Here is a 19,031-nt window from a genome sequence, read left to right on the forward strand (position 1 = left end):
ACAAGCCGTCCCGACACGACAAGGGATACAGATGAGTTCCTCTCCCCCCGCCACTCCCGACGACGACGGCACTGTCGTGTCCGCCGGTACGCCGGACGCCTCGGCGACCAAGGCGCGTCGCAAGCGTCGTACCCGTCGCCGGGTCAGTGGCGCCATGGCGCTGTTCATGGGTCTCGTCGGCGCGGGCTTCCTCGCCGCCGCCCTCACCCCCGACGCCCAGGTCGCCACCGCGCAGGAAGACAGCGCGGCCATGGTGCGCGAAGGCCAGCAGATCTACGACACGTCCTGCGTGACGTGCCACGGCGCCAACCTCCAGGGTGTCCAGGACCGCGGACCGTCCCTCATCGGCGTCGGCGAAGCAGCCGTCTACTTCCAGGTCTCTTCCGGTCGCATGCCGATGGCGCGCAACGAGGCCCAGGCCGAGCGGAAGCCCCCGAAGTACAACCAGTCGCAGGTCGACGCTCTCGGCGCCTACATCCAGGCCAACGGCGGCGGACCCACGGTGGTGCGCACCGACAACGGTGAGATCGCGCAGGACTCACTCCGTGGCGGCGACATCGCCCGCGGCAGCGAGCTCTTCCGCCTCAACTGCGCGTCCTGCCACAACTTCACCGGTCGCGGCGGCGCGCTGTCCTCGGGCAAGTACGCACCCACACTCGACCCGGCGAACGAGCAGCAGATCTACCAGGCGATGGTCACCGGCCCGCAGAACATGCCCAAGTTCTCGGACCGCCAGCTCACGCCCGAAGAGAAGAAAGACATCATCGCGTACGTCAAGTCCTCCTCCGAGACGCAGCCTCCCGGTGGATACGGACTCGGCGGCTTCGGCCCCGGTACGGAAGCCATCGCCATCTGGGTGGTCGGCATCGGAGCGGTCGTCGCAGCAGCACTGTGGATCGGAGTGAGGTCATGAGCGACGACAACCGCAAGGACGACGGCGTGCCCGGCGATCCGAACAAGTTCCCCGAGGGCTTCGACCCGGACCGCAAGTACACGGACGAGGAACTGGCCGCCATGAGCCGCGACGAGCTCGTCGCACTCGGCACCAACCTCGATCACGTGGACGTGGCGTTCCGTCGCGCACGCTGGCCCGTCCCCGGAACCAAGGCCGAGAAGCGCGCCGAGCGCAGCGTCAGCCTCTGGTTCTTCCTGGCGGGTGTGTCGGCCGTGGCCTTCATCGCCATCTACCTGTTCTGGCCGTGGCAGTACGCCGGCATGGGCGAGGACAGCTACGGGCTGTACAGCCTGTACACACCGCTCATCGGTCTCACCATGGGTCTCGCGATCATCGGTGTCGGCGTCGGCGCCGTGCAGTTCACCAAGAAGTTCATCCCCGAAGAGGTGTCCATCCAGGACCGCCACGACGGTGGATCGAGCGAGGTGGACAAGAAGACGGTCGTCGCCGAGCTCAGCGATTCCTTCGACACCTCCACGCTGGGTCGACGCAAGATGATCAAGCGCAGCCTCGTCTTCGGCGGCGGCGCGCTCGGCGTCATGTCGATCCTCCCGCTCGGCGGTCTGATCAAGAACCCGTGGGCCGAGGGCGACGAGTCCTCGCTCTGGGTCTCGGGTTGGACGCCGAACTACGAGGGCGAGACCGTCTACCTGCGTCGCTACACCGGACGCGTCGACGACATCGTTCTCGTCCGCCCGGAGGATCTCGACGCCGGCGCCATGGAGACCGTCTTCCCGTTCCGTGAGTCGGAGCGTGGAAACGAGGAGGAGCTCTCGCACGCACTGAAGGGCATCCGCAACGCGGTCATGCTCATCCGTCTGCGCACCGAGGACGCCGACCGCACCATCAAGCGGAAGGGCCAGGAGAGCTTCAACTACGGCGACTACTTCGCCTACTCGAAGATCTGCACCCACCTCGGGTGCCCCACATCGTTGTACGAGCAGCAGACCAACCGGATCCTGTGCCCGTGCCACCAGTCGCAATTCGACGCGTTGGAGTACGCCAAGCCGATCTTCGGACCGGCCGCCCGCGCTCTTCCGCAGCTGCCCATCACGGTCAACGACGAGGGCTACCTCGTCGCCGCGGGCGATTTCATCGAGCCGCTCGGACCCGCCTACTGGGAACGTCCGGCCGGAGTACACGAGCAGGAGAGCGCTTCTGCTGCGTCGTCATCGGAAGGTTCACGATGAGTCCATCCATCGCCACGCTCGCTGCGAAGCAAGCCGAGGACGTCGACTCCCGCTATCACCTCTCAGCGGGTATGCGTCGTCAGATCAACAAGGTCTTCCCCACCCACTGGTCGTTCCTGCTGGGCGAGATCGCGCTGTACAGCTTCGTCATCCTGCTGCTGTCCGGTACGTACCTGACCCTCTTCTACGACCCCTCCATGACGGAGACCACCTACCAGGGCGCCTACGCTCCCCTGCGCGGTGTCGAGATGACCAAGGCGTACGCCACCACGCTGGACCTGTCCTTCGAGGTGCGTGGCGGTCTGTTCATCCGCCAGATCCACCACTGGGCAGCTCTGCTGTTCGCCTGCTCGATCATCGTGCACATGATGCGCATCTTCTTCACCGGTGCGTTCCGTCGCCCGCGTGAGGCGAACTGGGTCATCGGCTCGCTGCTGCTCATCCTGGCGATGTTCGAGGGCTTCTTCGGCTACTCGCTCCCCGACGACCTGCTGTCCGGTACCGGGCTGCGCGCCGCGTTCTCGGGCATCACGATCTCCATCCCGGTCATCGGAACGTGGATGCACTGGCTGATCTTCAACGGTGACTTCCCCGGCACGCTGATCATCCCGCGCCTGTACGTCGCGCACGTGCTGCTCCTGCCCGCCATCATCCTGGCGCTCATCGCAGCTCACCTCGCGCTCGTCTGGTACCAGAAGCACACGCAGTTCCCCGGCCCCGGCCGCACCGAGACCAACGTGGTGGGTGTCCGCATCCTCCCGGTCTTCGCGGTCAAGTCCGGCGCCTTCTTCGCCATGACCTTCGGTGTCCTCGCGGTCATGGGTGGCGTACTGCAGATCAACCCGGTGTGGGCCCTGGGCCCGTACAACCCGTCGCAGGTCTCGGCCGGCTCGCAGCCCGACTTCTACATGATGTGGACGGACGGCCTGGCTCGACTGTGGCCCGCGTGGGAGCTCTACATCGGCAACTACATGATCCCGGCCGTCTTCTGGGTCGCCGTCATCATGGGTGCGGTGTTCGCGATCATGATCGCGTACCCCTGGATCGAGAAGCGCTTCACCAAGGACGACGCTCACCACAACCTGCTGCAGCGTCCCCGCGACGTTCCGGTGCGTACCGCGGTCGGCGCCATGGCGATCGCCTTCTACGTGGTCCTGACGCTCAGCTGCGTCAACGACATCATCGCGTACAAGTTCTCGATCTCCCTGAACGCGATGACCTGGATCGGCCGCATCGGCCTCGTGGTCCTGCCTCCGATCGTCTACCTGCTGACCTACCGCTTCTGCATCGGTCTCCAGCGCAGCGATCGCCAGGTGCTCGAGCACGGCATCGAGACGGGCGTCATCAAGCGCCTGCCCCACGGCGCTTACGTCGAGATCCACCAGCCCCTCGGCCCGGTCGACGATCACGGCCACCCGATCCCGCTCGAGTACCAGGGTGCTGCGATCCCGAAGAAGATGAACAAGCTCGGTTCCGCCGGCAAGCCCGGCTCGGGCAGCATCTTCACTCCGGACTCGGACGAGGAGCACCGGCTGCACGAGCGTCTGTCGCACGAGGGTGAGCACGATCAGCTCACCATGCTCCGCACCTACCAGGCGAAGATCCTGTCGCAGGGCAACGGGCACTCGAACGGCAACGGGCACTCGAACGGCAACGGCTCGTCCAACGGCCACTCGAACGGCAACGGCTCGTCCAACGGCAACGGTCACGGACCGGAGTCCAACGGGCACTGAGCGACCCGCTGAACGGTTGAAGAGGCGCCACCCACTCGGGTGGCGCCTCTTCTCGTCTGTCCCCTCCCCCACCGCTCGTTCCCGCACCCGTCGTCGCTCGGCGAGGCGGGGTGTCAGCGCAGTCCGAGACCCGCGCCGGTGGATCGGGATGCCACCCACCACTCCTGTGTGCAGTGATCCGCGCTCACCGCGGATCACTGCACAAGAACACCCCGCCCCAGCAGATCCGGTGCACTGGACCGTGTGGAGCGCGGGCTACTGCACTGAATCCCACCGCCCCGCCGAGGCGAGGAACGGCAACAGCGCGTCGACGAGGTGGTGCGGGGCCTCCTCGGCCATGTGGTGTCCCGAATCGATGCCGTGCCCGACGACGCCCGGCGCCCATGCACGCCAGATGGTCAACGGGTCACCGTACAACTCCTCGAGGTCGTCCCGTGTGGACCACAGCACCTGCACCGGCACGGCCAACGTCCTCCCCTGCGCTCGGTCGGCGCGTTCGTGGTCGGCGTCGACAGTGAGTCCTGCTCGGTAGTCCTCGAGCATCGCGCGTACGACATCGGGATCGTGGATCGCCGTCAGCCACTCACGGTGGTTCTCCACTCCCATGAGGGCCGGATCGCCGCGGTACCACGAAGAGGGATCGGCAGTGATGGCGCGCTCGGGGAGGTCTGGCTGGGCGTAGAAGAACCAGTGCCACCATCGGGTCGCGAATCGACTGTCCGCCCGGTCGAGGTGCTCGCTGATGGGGATGCAGTCGAGCAGGGACAGCGCGGTCACGAGGCCCGGGTGATCCAGGGCCAGGCGCAGGGCCACGTAACTTCCACGGTCGTGACCGACCACGGCGAAGCGTCGGTGCCCGAGTGCGGCCATCACCTGCACCATGTCCGAGGCCATCGCCCGCTTCGAGTGTGCGGAGTGGTCGGGTGTCGGCGCCGGGCCCTGCGAGCGGCCGTACCCGCGCATGTCCGGGCAGACGACCGTATGTCCTGCGTCGACCAGCAGTGGGGCGACACGGTGCCACGTCGCCGACGTACGCGGGTGCCCGTGCAGCAACAGCACGGGGAGATCGCCCGCGCCGCAGTGCCGGGTGAGGATCGACGCGGCCTCGACCTCGATCATCGATTCGTCGAAGTTCTCGAACACGTCGTCATCATCGCGCGAGCGGCCGGCAGGGCACCAGTTCCCGCACCCTTCCTCGCGTCACGCATGCGTGTTGCTCGGCAAGGCGACGTGCGACGGCGCAGCGTGGGTGCGGGAACACCGGAGGTGCGAGAAGCCCACCAGGAGGGCGCAATCCCACCTCACCGACGCCGAACGCCCCCGACCACAGGCCGGGGGCGTTCGGGGTGGAGCTGTGTCAGTGCTTCTCGGGTCCCACGTGGTACTCGAAGACCAGTCCGGCTGCGGCGGCGATGATGGCGAGGGCGCCGACCGCGAGCATCCAGGGCTCGTAGAACGCGAACGCCAGTGCCATGAAGGCGGCGCATCCGGCGAGGATGATGGGCCAGAAGCTACCGGGGCTGAAGAAGCCCAGGTCGCCTGAACCGTCGGCGATCTCCGCGTCGTCGTAGTCCTCGGGACGGGTGTCCAGTCGACGAGCGACGAACCGGAAGTACGTTCCGACGATCAGCGTCAGGCCCGCCGAGAGGGCGATGGCGGTGAGGCCGGCCCACTCGATGCCGGTCCGCGAGAAGCCGGTGAACACGCCGTAGAGGATTCCGACGAGGATGAAGAACCCGGTCAGGATCTCGAAGAGTTTCGCTTCGATCTTCATGGGATGTCAGTTTCCTTCTGCCACGGTCGCAGCCTTGACGGTGCGGTCGGTGTTGAACGGCGAGGTGGAGGTCGCGCGAGGCTCTTCGCCGATGGACTCCAGCGCCTGAGCGTTGGTCTGGCCGTCGCGACGCGCCGCCATGTAGTTCTCGAAGGCCTCGGGGCTGACCGCGCGAACCTCGAAGTTCATCATCGCGTGGTACGTGCCGCACATCTCGGCGCAGCGCCCGACGAAGGCACCCTCACGCTCGATCTCGCTGATCTGGAACACGTTGTCGGAGTTGTTCTCGTCCGGGTTCGGCATGACGTCGCGCTTGAACAGGAACTCGGGAACCCAGAACGAGTGGATGACGTCGGAGGACGCGATCTCGAACTCGATGCGCTTGCCGGTGGGCAGCACGAGAATCGGGACCTCGGAGCTGGAGCCGACTGTCTCGACCTCGTTGTAGTGCAGGTACGACTGGTCGGACTTCTCGCGGCCGAACAGCGGGCCAGGCTCCTCACCCTCGGGGGTGCCGGCCTCCTCTGCTGCCTGCTCGCGCTCCTGGTCGGTGCCGTCGTACAGCGGCTGCCCGTCCTTGAGGTCGACGGTGCGGTAGCCGAACTTCCAGTTCCACTGGAACGCGGTGACGTCCACGACCACGTCGGGGTTGTCCTGCTTCTCCTGGACGTAGTTCTGCACGACGACCGTGAAGTAGAAGAGGACGGCGATGATGACGAACGGCACGGCCGTGTAGAACAGCTCGAGCGGGACGTTGTACGCGGTCTGGCGCGGGAACTCCGGCGAGTCCTTCTTCTTGCGGTGGAACGCCACCGTCCAGAAGGTCAGGCCCCACACGATGACGCCCATGATGAGCGCCGCGATGACGGACCACGTCCACAGCTCGCGCATCCGCTCGGCCTGCGGCGTGACGCCCGACGGCCATCCGAATCGAAGTACGGAATTGTCGATGCCGCAGCCCGACAGCACCACGGCGGCCACTGCAAGAGAGGCCACCAATCCGACTCGTCGTGTCGTCCGACGACCGGATCCACCACCACGCTGCGCCACGATCACGCCTTCCTGATTGCCAGATGGAGAGTACGAGAACCGTCCGGACGAGCCACCGAAGTCGCTCACACGCACGAGGTACTCGTGTACTACGCAGCGTAGACCAAAGCGGGCTCGGTTCTCGTGTCGGGTCGGGTGCGAGTTGGGCGGCGACACCGGGCCCGGCCGGTCACTTCGGCGTTCCCGCCGCACTGCGGCATACTCGGACCGATGCGCGTCGGGCCGTCGAGGTCCCGGCGACGCCTGTGACCAGGCCCGCTACCGGGCCGACACCCGAACGAAACGAGGCGTACCGACCGTGTGTGGACTGCTGGGACTGCTGACGTCGAACGCATCCGCGGAAGATGTCGTCGATGCCGTCGGCCACGCGTCGCACTGCATGCGACACCGCGGGCCGGACGAGCCGGGAACGTGGCACGACGACGATCTGGCGCTGGGCTTCAACCGGCTCTCGATCATCGACATCGAGCACTCGCACCAGCCGCTCCGCTGGGGCCCCGCGGAGAGTCCGGAGCGCTACGCGCTGGTGTTCAACGGCGAGATCTACAACTACCTCGAACTGCGCGAGACGTTGGCACGCGAGCACGGCGCGACGTTCGCCACCGAGGGTGACGGCGAGGCCATTCTCGCCGCGTTCCACTTCTGGGGCGACGACGCCGTTCGACGCCTGCGGGGCATGTTCGCCTTCGCGCTGTGGGACACCGAGAAGCGGGAACTGTTCCTCGCGCGTGACCCGTTCGGCATCAAGCCGCTGTTCTACTCGACGGGCGCCGCGGGCACCGCGTTCGCGAGCGAGAAGAAGAGCATTCTCGAACTCCTCGAGTCGTTGGGCGTGTCCGACGAGCTCGACCCCCGCGCCCTGGAGCACTACACGGTGCTGCAGTACGTGCCGGAACCCGAGACGCTCCACGCGGGCATTCGTCGCCTGGAGTCCGGCTGCACCGCTCGCCTGACTCCCGGCTCCGAGCCGACCGTCACTCGCTACTTCCGGCCGACGTTCCCGGTGCGTCCCGTCCCGTCGGGCACCGAGGCGGCGCGCTACCGCAAGATCGCCGAGGCGCTCGAGGACTCCGTCGCCAAGCACATGCGTGCCGACGTCACCGTCGGCTCGTTCCTGTCCGGCGGCATCGACTCCACGGCGATCGCCGCGCTCGCCATGCGGCACAACCCGGATCTGGTCACCTTCACCACCGGTTTCGAGCGTGAGGGCTACTCCGAGGTGGACGTCGCGGCCGAGTCGGCCGCTGCGATCGGCGCCAAGCACGTCATCAAGGTCGTCGGGCCCGAGGAGTTCGCCGCGGCGATCCCCGAGATCGTCTGGTATCTCGACGATCCGGTGGCGGACCCGGCGCTGGTGCCGCTCTACTTCGTCGCCAAGGAAGCACGGAAGCACGTCAAGGTGGTGCTGTCGGGCGAGGGTGCGGACGAGTTGTTCGGCGGCTACACCATCTACCGGGAGCCGTTGTCGCTCGCACCGTTCGAGAAGCTGCCACCCTCCCTGCGACGCGCCGCCGGTCGACTGAGTGAGCGCATCCCGGAGGGCACCCGCGGCAAGAGTCTCCTGCACCGCGGGTCGATGAGCCTGGAGGAGCGCTACTACGGCAATGCGCGCAGTTTCAACGATGCGCAGCTGCGGTCGGTGTTGCGCGAGTTCCGGCCCGAGTGGACCCATCAGGACGTGACGGCGCCGATCTACGCGCAGTCCGCCGGCTGGGACCCGGTGGCGCGGATGCAGCATCTGGACCTGTTCACGTGGCTGCGCGGCGACATCCTGGTGAAGGCCGACAAGATCACGATGGCCAACTCGTTGGAGTTGCGCGTGCCGTTCCTCGACAACGAGGTGTTCCGGGTGGCGGAGCAGTTGCCGCTGGAGCAGAAGATCACGAAGTCGACGACGAAGTACGCGCTACGCAAAGCACTCGACGGCATCGTGCCCGATCATGTACTCAACCGCGCGAAGCTGGGTTTCCCTGTGCCGCTTCGGCATTGGCTGCGGGGCACCGAGCTCTTCGACTGGGCGCACCAGCAGATCGCCGATTCCCAGACCGATCACCTGCTCGACAAGGCCGCGATCACCCGCATGCTGAACGACCACCGCGAGGGACGCAGCGATCACAGCCGCCGGTTGTGGACCGTGCTCATCTTCATGGTGTGGCACGGCATCTTCGTCGAGAAGCGCATCGTGCCGGCCATCGCCGAACCCACGTACCCGGTTCGGCTCTAGCCGGCAGACGCGAACTACTGCGGGAGGATCGCGGCGATCTCGGCCGCGGCCTCGTCGCCGTACGCGTCGGTGAGGCGCTTGATCGCGTCGTCACGGACGAGCGTCCATTCCTGGGTGCCGGTGGTCTCGAGCACGAGCACCGCGATGAACGATCCGAGCTGGGCGGCGCGCTCGAGGCCCAGCCCGTTGGCGCGGCCGACGAGGAAGCCGGCGCGGAACGCGTCACCGACACCGGTGGGGTCGACCTTGCTGGTCTCCGGGACCACGGAGACGCGAATGTCCGTGCCGTCGGCGCCGACGATCTCGACGCCGTTCTTGCCGAGCGTGGTCACGCGCAGGCCGACGGTGTCGCGGATCTGGCGTTCGGTCAGCCCGGTCTTCTGACGGAGGAGGCCCCACTCGTACTCGTTGGTGAACAGGTACTCGGCACCCTGGATGAGCTCGGTGGCCTGCGTTCCGTCGAGGCGTGCGAGCTGCTGCGACGGATCCGCGGCGAAAGGGATGCCCAGTTCGCGGCACTCCGCCGTGTGGCGCATCATCGCGGCCGGGTCGTTGGCGCCGACCAGGACGAGTTCCAGGTCGCGACCCTCGGCCACGGTGTGGACGGAGATGTCGCCGGCCTCGGTCATCGCGCCGGGGTAGAACGAGGCGATCTGTGCCATGTCCTCGTCGGTGGTGCAGACGAAACGCGCGGTGTGAGCCGTCTCGGAGAGGGTGACGGCGGAGCAGTCGACGCCGTTGTCCTCGAGCCACGTCTGATACTCGGCGAAGTCGGGACCGACCGAGCCGACGAGCAGCGGTGCGCCGCCCAGAACACCCATGGCGTAGGCGATGTTGCCGCCCACCCCGCCCTTGCGGATGACGAGGTCGTCGACGAGGAAGCTCAGCGAGACGTGTGCCAGCTGATCGGCGAGGAACTGGTCGGCGAACCGACCGGGAAACCGCATCAGATGGTCGGTAGCAATGGAGCCGGACACCGCAATGGTCACGTCCGAGGGCCTTTCGCAGCAGGTGGAGGAGAACTGCTGTGAACCTTACCCGGGTGACGAGTGGGTGAACCCCATCAGACGGACGCCCCGGGACGACGCACCCCGGACACACGTCGTCCCCGGCACCCACGCAGGGTGCCGGGGACGGCGGGAGACTACTCGGGACTCAGTTGAAGGAGTCACCGCACGCGCACGAACCCGTGGCGTTGGGGTTGTCGATCGTGAAGCCCTGCTTCTCGATGGTGTCGACGAAGTCGATCGACGCGCCCTCGACGTACGGCGCGCTCATCCGGTCCACGGCGAGCGTGACGCCGCCGAAGTCCTTGACCAGGTCGCCGTCGAGCGAGCGGTCGTCGAAGAACAGCTGGTAGCGCAGCCCTGCGCACCCGCCGGGCTGAACCGCGATGCGCAGCGCCAGGTCGTCGCGGCCTTCCTGATCCAGCAGTGCCTTGGCCTTGGACGAGGCCGCTTCGGTCATCAGGACGGCGTGCGTCTCGGTGTCGGTGGTGGTCACGTCACTGGTGGCGACGTCGTTCTGCACAGTCATGGGTTCTCCCTATCGTTCGTGCCCTCTCGGCGACAACGCCGGCGAACACAGTCAACGGTACTCCCGACCCCGCTATTCCACACGATCGCCGGGGCGGTCACGCCCACGAGCCGGTGCGGGCGACGTCCGCGGCGAGTCCGGTCAGCTGGGCACGCGCGTCCGACATGGCGAGGTCGACCGATCCGGCGAAATCGGTCACCGAGTGCGCCGACTCGATGCCCGCCGCGCGCATGTCGTCCTCGCCCAGACGCACCTGACCGGCGAGGACCACCGTGCGCACACCGTGCTCGCGAGCCGACCCCGCGAGAGCGGTCACCACCTTTCCGCGCAACGACTGCGAGTCGAACTTCCCCTCGCCCGTCAGCACCACGTCGACCGTCGGCATCACCTCGTGGCGACGGGTGCGCTCGGCCACCAGATCGGCCCCGGACGTGCGGGTCGCTCCCAGCGCGAGCAACGCGGCGCCCAGGCCGCCGGCCGCACCCGCCCCCGGCAGGTCCGCCACCGCGCGCTCGGCGACGCGATCGAGCTCGACGCACCAGTCGGCGTTCCGCTCCTCCAGGACACGCACGGTGTCCGCGTCCGCACCCTTCTGCGGTCCGAACACCGCGGCCGCACCGGCCGGACCCAGCAACGGATTGTCGACGTCCGTGGCCGCGACGAGGTCGACGTCCGCGAGAGCCGCGACCGCCGCGTCGGGTCCCCCGAGAGCCTCGATCATGCCCGCGCCGCCGTCGGTCGAGCTGCTGCCACCGAGACCGACCACCACGGTGGTCGCACCACGGGTCAGCGCCTCCGCGACGATCTGCCCCACTCCCCTGCTGGACGCCGCGACGGCCGACTCCGGATCCGGCGAACGACCGAGCAGTCCGAGACCGACGGTCTGCGCGACCTCCACGTAGGCGGTCGCGCCGTCGAGCAACCAGCGCGCGGTCACGACGTCGCCGAGGGGTCCGGACACGGTCGACTCGATCACCTCGCCGCCGTCGGCCGCGAGTGCGTCGACGAACCCGGGTCCGCCGTCGGACTGGGGCGCGAGGATCAGCTCGTCGTCGCGCGCGCTCGACCACCCCGCCGCGATGGCGTCGGCTGCTTCGGCCGCGGTCAGGGTGTCTCCGAAGGAATCGGGGGCGATGAGAACGCGCATCGGAACACTCTAACGAGGAGCGCCTGTCGTGAGAGCCCACGACTGCGGTGTTCGCGTGGGGGTGAACGTCGAATAACCTGTGGGGGTGAAGCTGCCCTTCGGTAAGTCGAGTGAGAAGTCCGACACCCAGACCCCCGTCGACCACGAGTCGACGAGCCTGGACGAGAGCACGGCGCAGACCCGCGGCAACGTCAGCCTCGGCAAGGGGCGTCCGACGCCCTCACGGCGTGAGGCCGAGGGCCGCCGCCGTGGCCCGGTCGCACCGGCGCCGCTGACGGCCAAGGAGGCCCGGGCGCGACGCAAGGCGACGCGGGGCAGCAAGGACGAGCGCAAGGCCGCCTCGGCCGAGCGTCGCGCGAAGGCCGCGGACCAGCGTGCCCGCATGATGGCCGGCGAGGACAAGTTCCTCCTCCCCCGCGACAAGGGCCCCGTCCGCGCCTACGCGCGTGACCTGGTCGACTCGCGTCGCAACTTCGTCGGGCTCTTCATGCCGATGGCCCTGATCCTTCTCGTGGCACTGTTCCTGAGCCCCGAGGTGCAGTCGATCGTCACGCTCGCGCTGTTCATCATGATGATCTTCATGGGTATCGACGGCTATCTGCTCGGCCGCCGCGTCAACAACAAGGTGCAGGACCGTTTCCCCGAGACTCCGGACGGCGGCTTCAAGCTCGGCTGGTACTCGTTCGTCCGCGCGTCGCAGGTCCGCAAGATGCGTGCCCCCAAGCCTCGCGTCGGCCCCGGCGACGCGGTCTGAGCGCACCCGCGGTGACGCGCACGCTCATCCTCGGAGGTGCCCGATCCGGCAAGTCCGGCCATGCGGAGTCGTTGCTGGCCGGTCACGCCGAGGTCCGGTACGTGGCCACCGGGCGGCGGAACAGTGCGGACGCCGATTGGGACGCCCGCATCGACACGCATCGACGGACGCGGCCGGAGCACTGGTCCACGGTCGAGATCACCTCGTACGCGGCACTGTCCGAGGCCCTGCGGGACGACGTGCCCACACTGGTCGACGACCTGGGGACCTGGCTCACCGGCGCGCTGGACGATCTGCGCGCGTGGGACTCGCCGCGGGGCACGGTGGTGGGGGCGGTCGACGACCTGGTGACGGCCGTCGACCGGTTCGAGGGTCCGCTGGTGCTCGTCTCCCCCGAGGTGGGTCTGGGCGTGATCCCGGAGTCGCGGGCGGGCAGACTCTTCCGCGACGAGATCGGTGCCGCGAACGCCCGTCTCGCGCAGGTGTGTGACGCGGTGACGTTGGTGGTGGCCGGGTTGTTCGTCCCCCTCAGCCGACCGAGTGACCGACCCACCGACCGATCGAGAGGCACGTGGTGACCGAGAGTTCCGCACTGTTCCGTCCGGTGGATCCACCCGACGCCGAGATCGCCCGCGAGGCGAGAGCCAGGCAGTCGTCGTTGACCAAGCCCGCGGACTCGCTCGGCCGTCTCGAGGACCTCGCCGTGTGGGTCGCGTCGTGCCAGGGCGTGAGCCCTCCGCATCGGTTCGCTCGGGCTCGCGCCGTGGTCTTCGCCGGCGATCACGGCATCGCCAACGGTGGGGTCTCCGCGTACCCGCCCGAGGTGACGGCGCAGATGGTCGCGAACATCGCCGCCGGCGGCGCCGCGATCAACGCGTTGGCGACGGTGTCCGGTGCGACCGTGCGAGTGGTGGACATCGCGGTCGACGCGGACACCGACGACTCCGTGTCGTCGCACAAGGTGCGTCGCTCCAGCGGGTCGATCGACCGCGAGGACGCACTGTCGCAGGACGAGGTGATCGCCGCCCTGACAGCGGGCCGCGACATCGCCGACGAGGAGGTCGACGGCGGCGCCGACCTGTTGATCGCCGGCGACATGGGCATCGGCAACACCACCCCCGCCACCGTGCTGATCGCTGCCGTCACCAACACCGAACCGGTGGCGGCGGTCGGCCGCGGTACCGGCATCGACGACGCGGGGTGGATCCGCAAGACCGCCGCGATCCGTGACGCCCTGCGGCGTGCGCGTCCCGTCACCCGCGACCCGATCGCACTGCTGCGCACCGTCGGCGGCGCCGATCTCGCCGCGATGACCGGCTTCCTGGTGCAGGCCGCGGTGCGTCGCACACCGGTGCTGCTCGACGGCGTCGTCGTCACGGCGGCGGCACTGGTCGCGAACGATCTCTCGGTCGGCGCCTCGTCGTGGTGGCTGGCCGGCCATCGGTCGACGGAACCGGCACACGCCTTGGCGCTCGCACACCTGCGACTCGATCCCCTGCTCGACCTGTCGATGCGTCTCGGCGAGGGCTCGGGGGCGATGGTCGCGCTACCGATCCTGTCCGGTGCCGTCGCGACACTCGCCGACATGGCGACGTTCTCCGATGCCGGAGTGAGCACGCGGCCCTGATGTTCCTGGACCCGGTGCGCCTGGCGTTCTCCTGGCTGACGGTGCTGCCGGTGCGTGGTCCGGACGCCGTCGATCGCGACGACGCACGCCGCGCGATCGGGATCGTCCCACTCGTGGGCCTGGCGCTCGGCGGCGCGGCCGCACTGGTGGTGTGGTCGTGCGCCGCAGCCGACCTGCCGCCGACGCTCGCGGGACTGCTGGGCGTCGGCACCCTGGCGCTGCTGACCCGCGGAATGCATCTCGACGGGCTCGCGGACACCGCGGACGGACTCGGGTCCTACGGCCCGGCCGAGCGTGCGCTGGCGATCATGAAGTCCGGGTCCACCGGACCGTTCGGGGCCGCGACCCTCGTTCTGATTCTCGGCGTGCAGGCGGTGGCCATGGGCGAACTCGTCTCTCGGGGAGACGCTCTCGCGATCGTGGTCGCTGCCGTCGTGTCCCGGTGCGCCGTCGTGATCGTGTGCCGCCGCTCGGTGCCCGCCGCCACCGGCAGTGGCTTCGGCTCACTCGTCGCGGCGTCGCAGTCACCCGCCGTGGTCACCCTGTGGGTCCTCGTGGCACTCGCCGCCGGGCTGCTCGCCGTCCCCGGCGTCCCGCTGCAGGGAGTGGCAGCCGTCGCGGTGGCACTCGCTGCCGTCACTCTGCTCGCCCGGCACTGCGTTCGGCGATTCGGCGGTCTCGTCGGTGACGTGCTCGGGGCGAGCATCGAGCTGACCACCGCCGTGGTGCTCGTGCTCTGCCTCGTCGGCTGAGCGATCAGTCGCGCAGCGTGCTCATCCAGCCGTGGGTGTCGGCGAAGGTGCCGCGCTGGATTCCGGTGAGTGTGTCGCGCAGCGCCATGGTGACCTCGCCGGGCTCTCCGGTACCGATACGGAAGTCGCCCTCGGCCGACTTCACGCTGCCGACTGGGGTGATCACGGCTGCGGTGCCGCACGCGAAGACCTCGGTGATCTCGCCCGACTCCGCCTTCTTCTGCCACTCGTCCGTGGAGATCTTGCGCTCCTCCACGGCGAAGCCCGCGTCCGTGGCGAGCGCCAGCAGCGAGTCACGCGTGATGCCGGGCAGCAGCGAGCCGGACAGGGACGGCGTGACCAACCGCGCGTCGGGTCCGGAGCCGAAGACGAAGAACAGGTTCATCCCGCCCATCTCCTCGACGTAGCGGCGCTCGAGCGCGTCGAGCCACACGACCTGGTCGCAGCCCTGGTCCGCGGCCTGCGCCTGGGCCAGCAACGAGGCCGCGTAGTTGCCCGCGAACTTCGCGGCGCCGGTGCCGCCCGGCGCGGCGCGCACGTACTCGGTGGAGAGCCACACGCTGACCGGCTTGACCCCGCGCGGGAAGTACGCGCCGGCGGGCGAGGCGATGAGGAGGTAGCGGTAGGAGGACGACGGGCGCACGCCCAGCCCCGCCTCGGTGGCGAACATGAACGGCCGCAAGTAAAGCGCGTCCTCGCCGCCGGCGACGGGCACCCACTCGTGGTCGACGGCGAGCAGCTGCTCGATGGACTCGCGGAACAGCTCCACCGGCAGGGCCGGCATCGCCAACCGCGCGGCCGAGCTCTGCAGGCGCTCCGCGTTCGCGCCGGGGCGGAACGACGCGAGACTGCCGTCGGGCTGGCGGTAGACCTTGAGACCTTCGAAGATGGCCTGGCCGTAGTGCAGAACCATGGCCGCGGGATCCATCGGGAACGGCGCGTAGGGCGTCACCACCGCGTCGTGCCACCCGGTGCCGGCGTCGTAGTCGATGGCCACCATGTGATCGGTGAAGTGCACGCCGAACCCGGGCGCCTGCAACACCGCTGCCCGCGCTTCCGCGGTGGCGGGCGACGGGTGCTCGTGACGCGTGAATTCCAGGCCAGTCATGCCGAACACTCTAAAGCAGCGTGGTGTGGCATCTCACCGCACGTGCGCCTCGACGAACGGCGGCCTGACCACCTCGCACGCGATCGCCCGACCACGCACGTCCACGTCGACCGCGTCACCGACGGCGACGCCCGCCGCGGTGTCGAGCAACGCGAGCGCGATGCCCACCTTGAGGGTCGGCGAGAAGGTGCCGGACGTGGTCGCACCGACCGGTTCTCCGGTGCCGACCGAATTCCCGGGGCGCAGGACGGTCAGATCCGGACGCAGCACACCGCGTCCGACGGCGCGGAGGCCGACGAGGGTGCGGGGTGCGCCCGCCTCCTTCTGCGCCACGAGGGCGTCGCGTCCGCGGAACTCGTCCTTCTTCCAACCCACCGCCCAGCCGCAGCGCGCTTCCAGCGGACTGATGTCGACGGACAGCTCGTGCCCGTGCAGCGGGTAGCCCATCTCGGTGCGCAGCGTGTCGCGCGCTCCGAGACCGGCGGGCTCGCCGCCCACCTCGCGCACCGCGCCCAGCAGCGCCTCGAACAGCGACGCGGCCGTGTCCCACTGCGGCAGCAGCTCGTACCCGTGCTCCCCCGTGTAGCCGGTGCGACAGACCCGTACCGAGCCGGATCCGAACGCGACGTCCTCGAACGCCATGTAATCGAGGGAGGACGGCAGCCCGACGGCGGCGAGGACGTCGGCCGACCGCGGTCCCTGCACGGCGAGGACGCCGTACTCCCGATGGGCCGAGCGGACCTCGATGCCGGCCGGGGCACCCTGCGCGAGCACCTCGACCACGGCGGCGGTGTTGGCCGCGTTGGGCACGAGGAACACCTCGTCGTCGGACACGAGGTAGGCGATGAGGTCGTCGACCACTCCGCCGTTCTCGGTGCAGCACAACGTGTACTGCGCCTGGCCGGGCCCGATGCGGTCGAGCGCGTTGGTCAGCACCGAGTCGACGTACGCCGCGGCGCCGGGACCGGAGACGACCGCCTTGCCCAGGTGACTCACGTCGAACAACCCCGCGGTGGTGCGCGTCGACGTGTGCTCGGAGACGGTGCCCGCGTACGACACCGGCATCGTCCACCCGCCGAAGGGGGCGAACGTGGCTCCGAGGGCGACGTGCGCCTCGTGGACCGGACCGTGCAACAACTCTTCGCTCATGGTGGGGAACGCTAACTCAGACGAGCCCGATGTCGGGGTCGGCATACGATCGACTGCGTCGCTCCACCCTCACCGACCGTCCCCGACCATCAGGAGCAGCAGCACGTGAGCAGTCAGTCGCAGCGCACACTCGGACCCGAACTGGTCCTCGCCGGAACCATCGACAAGGCCGTCGAGGTCGTCGTCGTCGGACTCGAGAAGACCGACGACGGTGTCCGCATCGTCGGCGAGGACTTCCTCGGGAACGCCGCCGCAGACGTCCTCGCCGCGGTCACGGCCCTCGGCGCCACCGGCCGGGCCGATCAGGTCACCCGCGTTCCCGCACCCTCGTCCCTGCCCGCCGCCAGCGTTCTCGCCGTCGGTCTGGGCACCGCCGCCGAGCGCACCGACGACGTGCTGCGTCGTGCGGCCGGATCGGCGGCGCGCGCGCTCACCGGCATCGGCCACGTCGCGACGACCCTGTCCGCCGTCGGCCTCGCCGCCGCCGCCGAGGGCCTCTACCTCGGCGCCTACCAGTTCAGCGAGTACAAGCAGAAGTCGGCGCCCAAGGACGACGCGACACCGATCACGCGGGTGGATCTGCTCGTCGGATCGCCGCGCGACAAGCAGGCTCGCGCCGAACTCGCGCGCTCCGAGGCCGTCGCCGAGGCGGTCGCCACCGCGCGTGACCTCGTCAACACGCCCCCGAGCCACCTCTTCCCGGCCGAGTTCGCCGAGCGCGCCCGTGCCCTCGGGACCGAGGCCGGCCTCACCGTGCAGGTGCTCGACGAGAAGGCACTCGAGCGCGGGGGCTACGGCGGCATCGTCGGCGTCGGCAAGGGCTCGTCCCGCCCGCCGCGTCTGGTCCGGCTGTCCTGGTCCGGCGGAAAGAAGAAGTCCCCCACCGTCGCACTCGTCGGCAAGGGCATCACGTTCGACACCGGCGGCATCTCGATCAAGCCCGCGGCGGGCATGGAGAACATGACCTCGGACATGGCCGGCGCGGCCGCCGTGGTCGCGACGGTGGTGCTGGCGGCCAAGTTGAAGCTGCCGATCGACGTCACCGCGACGGTGCCGATGGCCGAGAACATGCCGTCGTCCACGGCGCAGCGTCCCGGCGACGTGCTGACCCAGTACGGCGGCACCACGGTCGAGGTCATCAACACCGACGCCGAGGGCCGCCTCATTCTCGCCGACGCCATCGTGCGCGCCTGCGAGGACGAGCCGGACTATCTCATCGACACCGCGACCCTCACCGGAGCGCAGATGGTCGCCCTCGGCACGCGCACCCCGGGTGTCATGGGCACCGAGGTGTTCCGCGACCGCGTCGCCGCCATCTCGCAGCGCATCGGCGAGAACGCCTGGGCGATGCCGCTGCCGGCCGAACTGCGACCCGATCTCGACTCCCGCGTCGCCGACCTCGCCAACGTCACCAACCACCGGTGGGGCGGCATGCTCGCGGCCGGGCTCTACCTGAAGGAGTTCGTCGCCGAGGGCGTCCAGTGGGCGCACATCGACGTGGCCGGGCCGGCCTTCAACACCGGCGGGCCGCACGGCTACACGAGCAAGGGCGGCACCGGTGTCCCGGTTCGCACCATGATCTCGGTGCTCGAGGACATCGCCGAGCAGGGCTGACCCGCTCGCGCGAGCGGGGAGCTCAGGCTCCCTGCTCGCGCCTCCGGATGATCTTCTGTCGGGCGTCGTGGTCCCGCATCCGCTGCGGATACCCGGTCTTGCGCACGTCGTAGACCGGGATCTTCAGGTCCTCGCCCAGCTTGCGCGCGCCCTTCTCGCCGCCCACCGCGCGGCGGGTCCACTCACCGTCGTTCGCGACCAGCACCACGGTGATCGGAGTGACCGTCGTCTCCGGTTCGACGTAGGCCTCGACGCCGATGCGGGCGGCCGTCCAGTCGGCGAGATGCGCTCTGTCGGACGACGACGCTCCGCCTCGGGATCGACTCGGGCGCTTGAATCTGTCGAACAGTCCCACGGTGTCTCCTCCATCCGCCGAGCAGTGCACGCGACTCTCGCGTGCACGAAATGCACTCAATCC

Annotated in this window: 18 protein-coding genes; 9 read left to right on the forward strand and 9 right to left on the reverse strand. The window is 69.0% G+C overall.

Translation table 11 applies throughout. The features are described 5' to 3' along the window. Window positions 1–31: 31 nt before the first annotated feature. From HQ312_RS08720 to HQ312_RS08730, 3 genes are read left to right on the forward strand one after another with little or no spacing between them, the layout of a single operon-like run. A complete protein-coding gene (locus HQ312_RS08720) occupies window positions 32–913 on the forward strand; it encodes a c-type cytochrome (protein ID WP_056446281.1) in 882 nt (293 codons plus the stop codon). Beyond that, on the forward strand, window positions 910–2,145 hold the full coding sequence (locus HQ312_RS08725; RefSeq protein WP_081821261.1) for a ubiquinol-cytochrome c reductase iron-sulfur subunit: 1,236 nt from the start codon (window positions 910–912) through the stop codon (window positions 2,143–2,145). Before HQ312_RS08720 ends, HQ312_RS08725 begins: the two co-directional genes overlap by 4 nt. Next, a complete protein-coding gene (locus tag HQ312_RS08730; RefSeq protein ID WP_037185718.1) occupies window positions 2,142–3,878 on the forward strand; it encodes a cytochrome bc complex cytochrome b subunit in 1,737 nt (578 codons plus the stop codon). Before HQ312_RS08725 ends, HQ312_RS08730 begins: the two co-directional genes overlap by 4 nt. 255 nt (window positions 3,879–4,133) lie before the next feature. On the opposite strand, the gene HQ312_RS08735 is transcribed toward HQ312_RS08730, so the two are convergent. The 3 genes from HQ312_RS08735 to HQ312_RS08745 all read right to left on the reverse strand — a co-directional run bounded on the left by HQ312_RS08735 (window position 4,134) and on the right by HQ312_RS08745 (window position 6,705). Then, window positions 4,134–5,021, reverse strand: a complete 888-nt coding sequence (locus tag HQ312_RS08735; RefSeq protein WP_222638379.1) for an alpha/beta fold hydrolase — start codon at window positions 5,019–5,021, stop codon at window positions 4,134–4,136. Window positions 5,022–5,235: 214 nt separating this feature from the next. Then, complete coding sequence (locus HQ312_RS08740; protein ID WP_027505813.1) at window positions 5,236–5,652, reverse strand: cytochrome c oxidase subunit 4; 417 nt, start codon at window positions 5,650–5,652, stop codon at window positions 5,236–5,238. 6 nt (window positions 5,653–5,658) lie between these two features. After that, window positions 5,659–6,705, reverse strand: a complete 1,047-nt coding sequence (locus tag HQ312_RS08745; protein WP_371831725.1) for a cytochrome c oxidase subunit II — start codon at window positions 6,703–6,705, stop codon at window positions 5,659–5,661. A 295-nt stretch (window positions 6,706–7,000) separates the two neighbouring features. Between HQ312_RS08745 and asnB the strand changes: the two genes are divergently transcribed. Continuing rightward, window positions 7,001–8,926, forward strand: coding sequence for an asparagine synthase (glutamine-hydrolyzing) (gene asnB, locus HQ312_RS08750; protein ID WP_222638380.1), 1,926 nt, complete (start codon window positions 7,001–7,003; stop codon window positions 8,924–8,926). 14 nt (window positions 8,927–8,940) lie between these two features. On the opposite strand, the gene HQ312_RS08755 is transcribed toward asnB, so the two are convergent. From HQ312_RS08755 to HQ312_RS08765, 3 genes are all read right to left on the reverse strand, one after another. Beyond that, entirely contained in the window at window positions 8,941–9,915 is a 975-nt protein-coding gene (locus HQ312_RS08755; RefSeq protein ID WP_027505810.1) for a carbohydrate kinase family protein, read from the reverse strand. A gap of 166 nt (window positions 9,916–10,081) precedes the next feature. Continuing rightward, a complete protein-coding gene (locus tag HQ312_RS08760) occupies window positions 10,082–10,462 on the reverse strand; it encodes an iron-sulfur cluster assembly accessory protein (RefSeq protein WP_027505809.1) in 381 nt (126 codons plus the stop codon). Between the two features lie 97 nt (window positions 10,463–10,559). After that, a complete protein-coding gene (locus HQ312_RS08765) occupies window positions 10,560–11,609 on the reverse strand; it encodes a glycerate kinase (RefSeq protein WP_222638381.1) in 1,050 nt (349 codons plus the stop codon). A gap of 85 nt (window positions 11,610–11,694) precedes the next feature. Between HQ312_RS08765 and HQ312_RS08770 the strand changes: the two genes are divergently transcribed. From HQ312_RS08770 to cobS, 4 genes are read left to right on the forward strand one after another with little or no spacing between them, the layout of a single operon-like run. Beyond that, on the forward strand, window positions 11,695–12,363 hold the full coding sequence (locus HQ312_RS08770) for a DUF3043 domain-containing protein (RefSeq protein ID WP_374198285.1): 669 nt from the start codon (window positions 11,695–11,697) through the stop codon (window positions 12,361–12,363). Window positions 12,364–12,374: 11 nt separating this feature from the next. Then, window positions 12,375–12,941: a bifunctional adenosylcobinamide kinase/adenosylcobinamide-phosphate guanylyltransferase gene (locus HQ312_RS08775; protein ID WP_308123857.1), complete on the forward strand. Its 567-nt coding sequence runs from the start codon at window positions 12,375–12,377 to the stop codon at window positions 12,939–12,941. Next, the gene (gene cobT / locus HQ312_RS08780; protein ID WP_374198286.1) at window positions 12,935–13,990 is read left to right on the forward strand and encodes a nicotinate-nucleotide--dimethylbenzimidazole phosphoribosyltransferase; all 1,056 of its coding nucleotides are present in this window, start codon (window positions 12,935–12,937) and stop codon (window positions 13,988–13,990) included. Before HQ312_RS08775 ends, cobT begins: the two co-directional genes overlap by 7 nt. Next, a complete protein-coding gene (cobS, locus tag HQ312_RS08785) occupies window positions 13,990–14,742 on the forward strand; it encodes an adenosylcobinamide-GDP ribazoletransferase (RefSeq protein ID WP_261769347.1) in 753 nt (250 codons plus the stop codon). Before cobT ends, cobS begins: the two co-directional genes overlap by 1 nt. Window positions 14,743–14,746: 4 nt before the next feature. Here the strand turns inward: cobS and HQ312_RS08790 are convergent, their stop codons facing one another. Further along, window positions 14,747–15,850, reverse strand: a complete 1,104-nt coding sequence (locus HQ312_RS08790) for a branched-chain amino acid aminotransferase (RefSeq protein ID WP_027505804.1) — start codon at window positions 15,848–15,850, stop codon at window positions 14,747–14,749. Between the two features lie 33 nt (window positions 15,851–15,883). Further along, window positions 15,884–16,999, reverse strand: coding sequence for a glycine cleavage system aminomethyltransferase GcvT (gene gcvT / locus HQ312_RS08795; protein WP_027505803.1), 1,116 nt, complete (start codon window positions 16,997–16,999; stop codon window positions 15,884–15,886). A 105-nt stretch (window positions 17,000–17,104) separates the two neighbouring features. Here gcvT and HQ312_RS08800 point away from each other — a divergent pair, with 105 nt between their 5' ends. Then, complete coding sequence (locus tag HQ312_RS08800; RefSeq protein ID WP_222630518.1) at window positions 17,105–18,613, forward strand: leucyl aminopeptidase; 1,509 nt, start codon at window positions 17,105–17,107, stop codon at window positions 18,611–18,613. 22 nt (window positions 18,614–18,635) lie between these two features. Here HQ312_RS08800 and HQ312_RS08805 read toward each other — a convergent pair whose 3' ends face one another. Continuing rightward, a complete protein-coding gene (locus HQ312_RS08805) occupies window positions 18,636–18,968 on the reverse strand; it encodes a hypothetical protein (protein WP_027505801.1) in 333 nt (110 codons plus the stop codon). Window positions 18,969–19,031: the final 63 nt, after the last annotated feature.

The organism is Rhodococcus sp. BP-316 (assembly GCF_019836105.1).
Classification (GTDB): Bacteria; Actinomycetota; Actinomycetes; order Mycobacteriales; family Mycobacteriaceae; genus Rhodococcoides.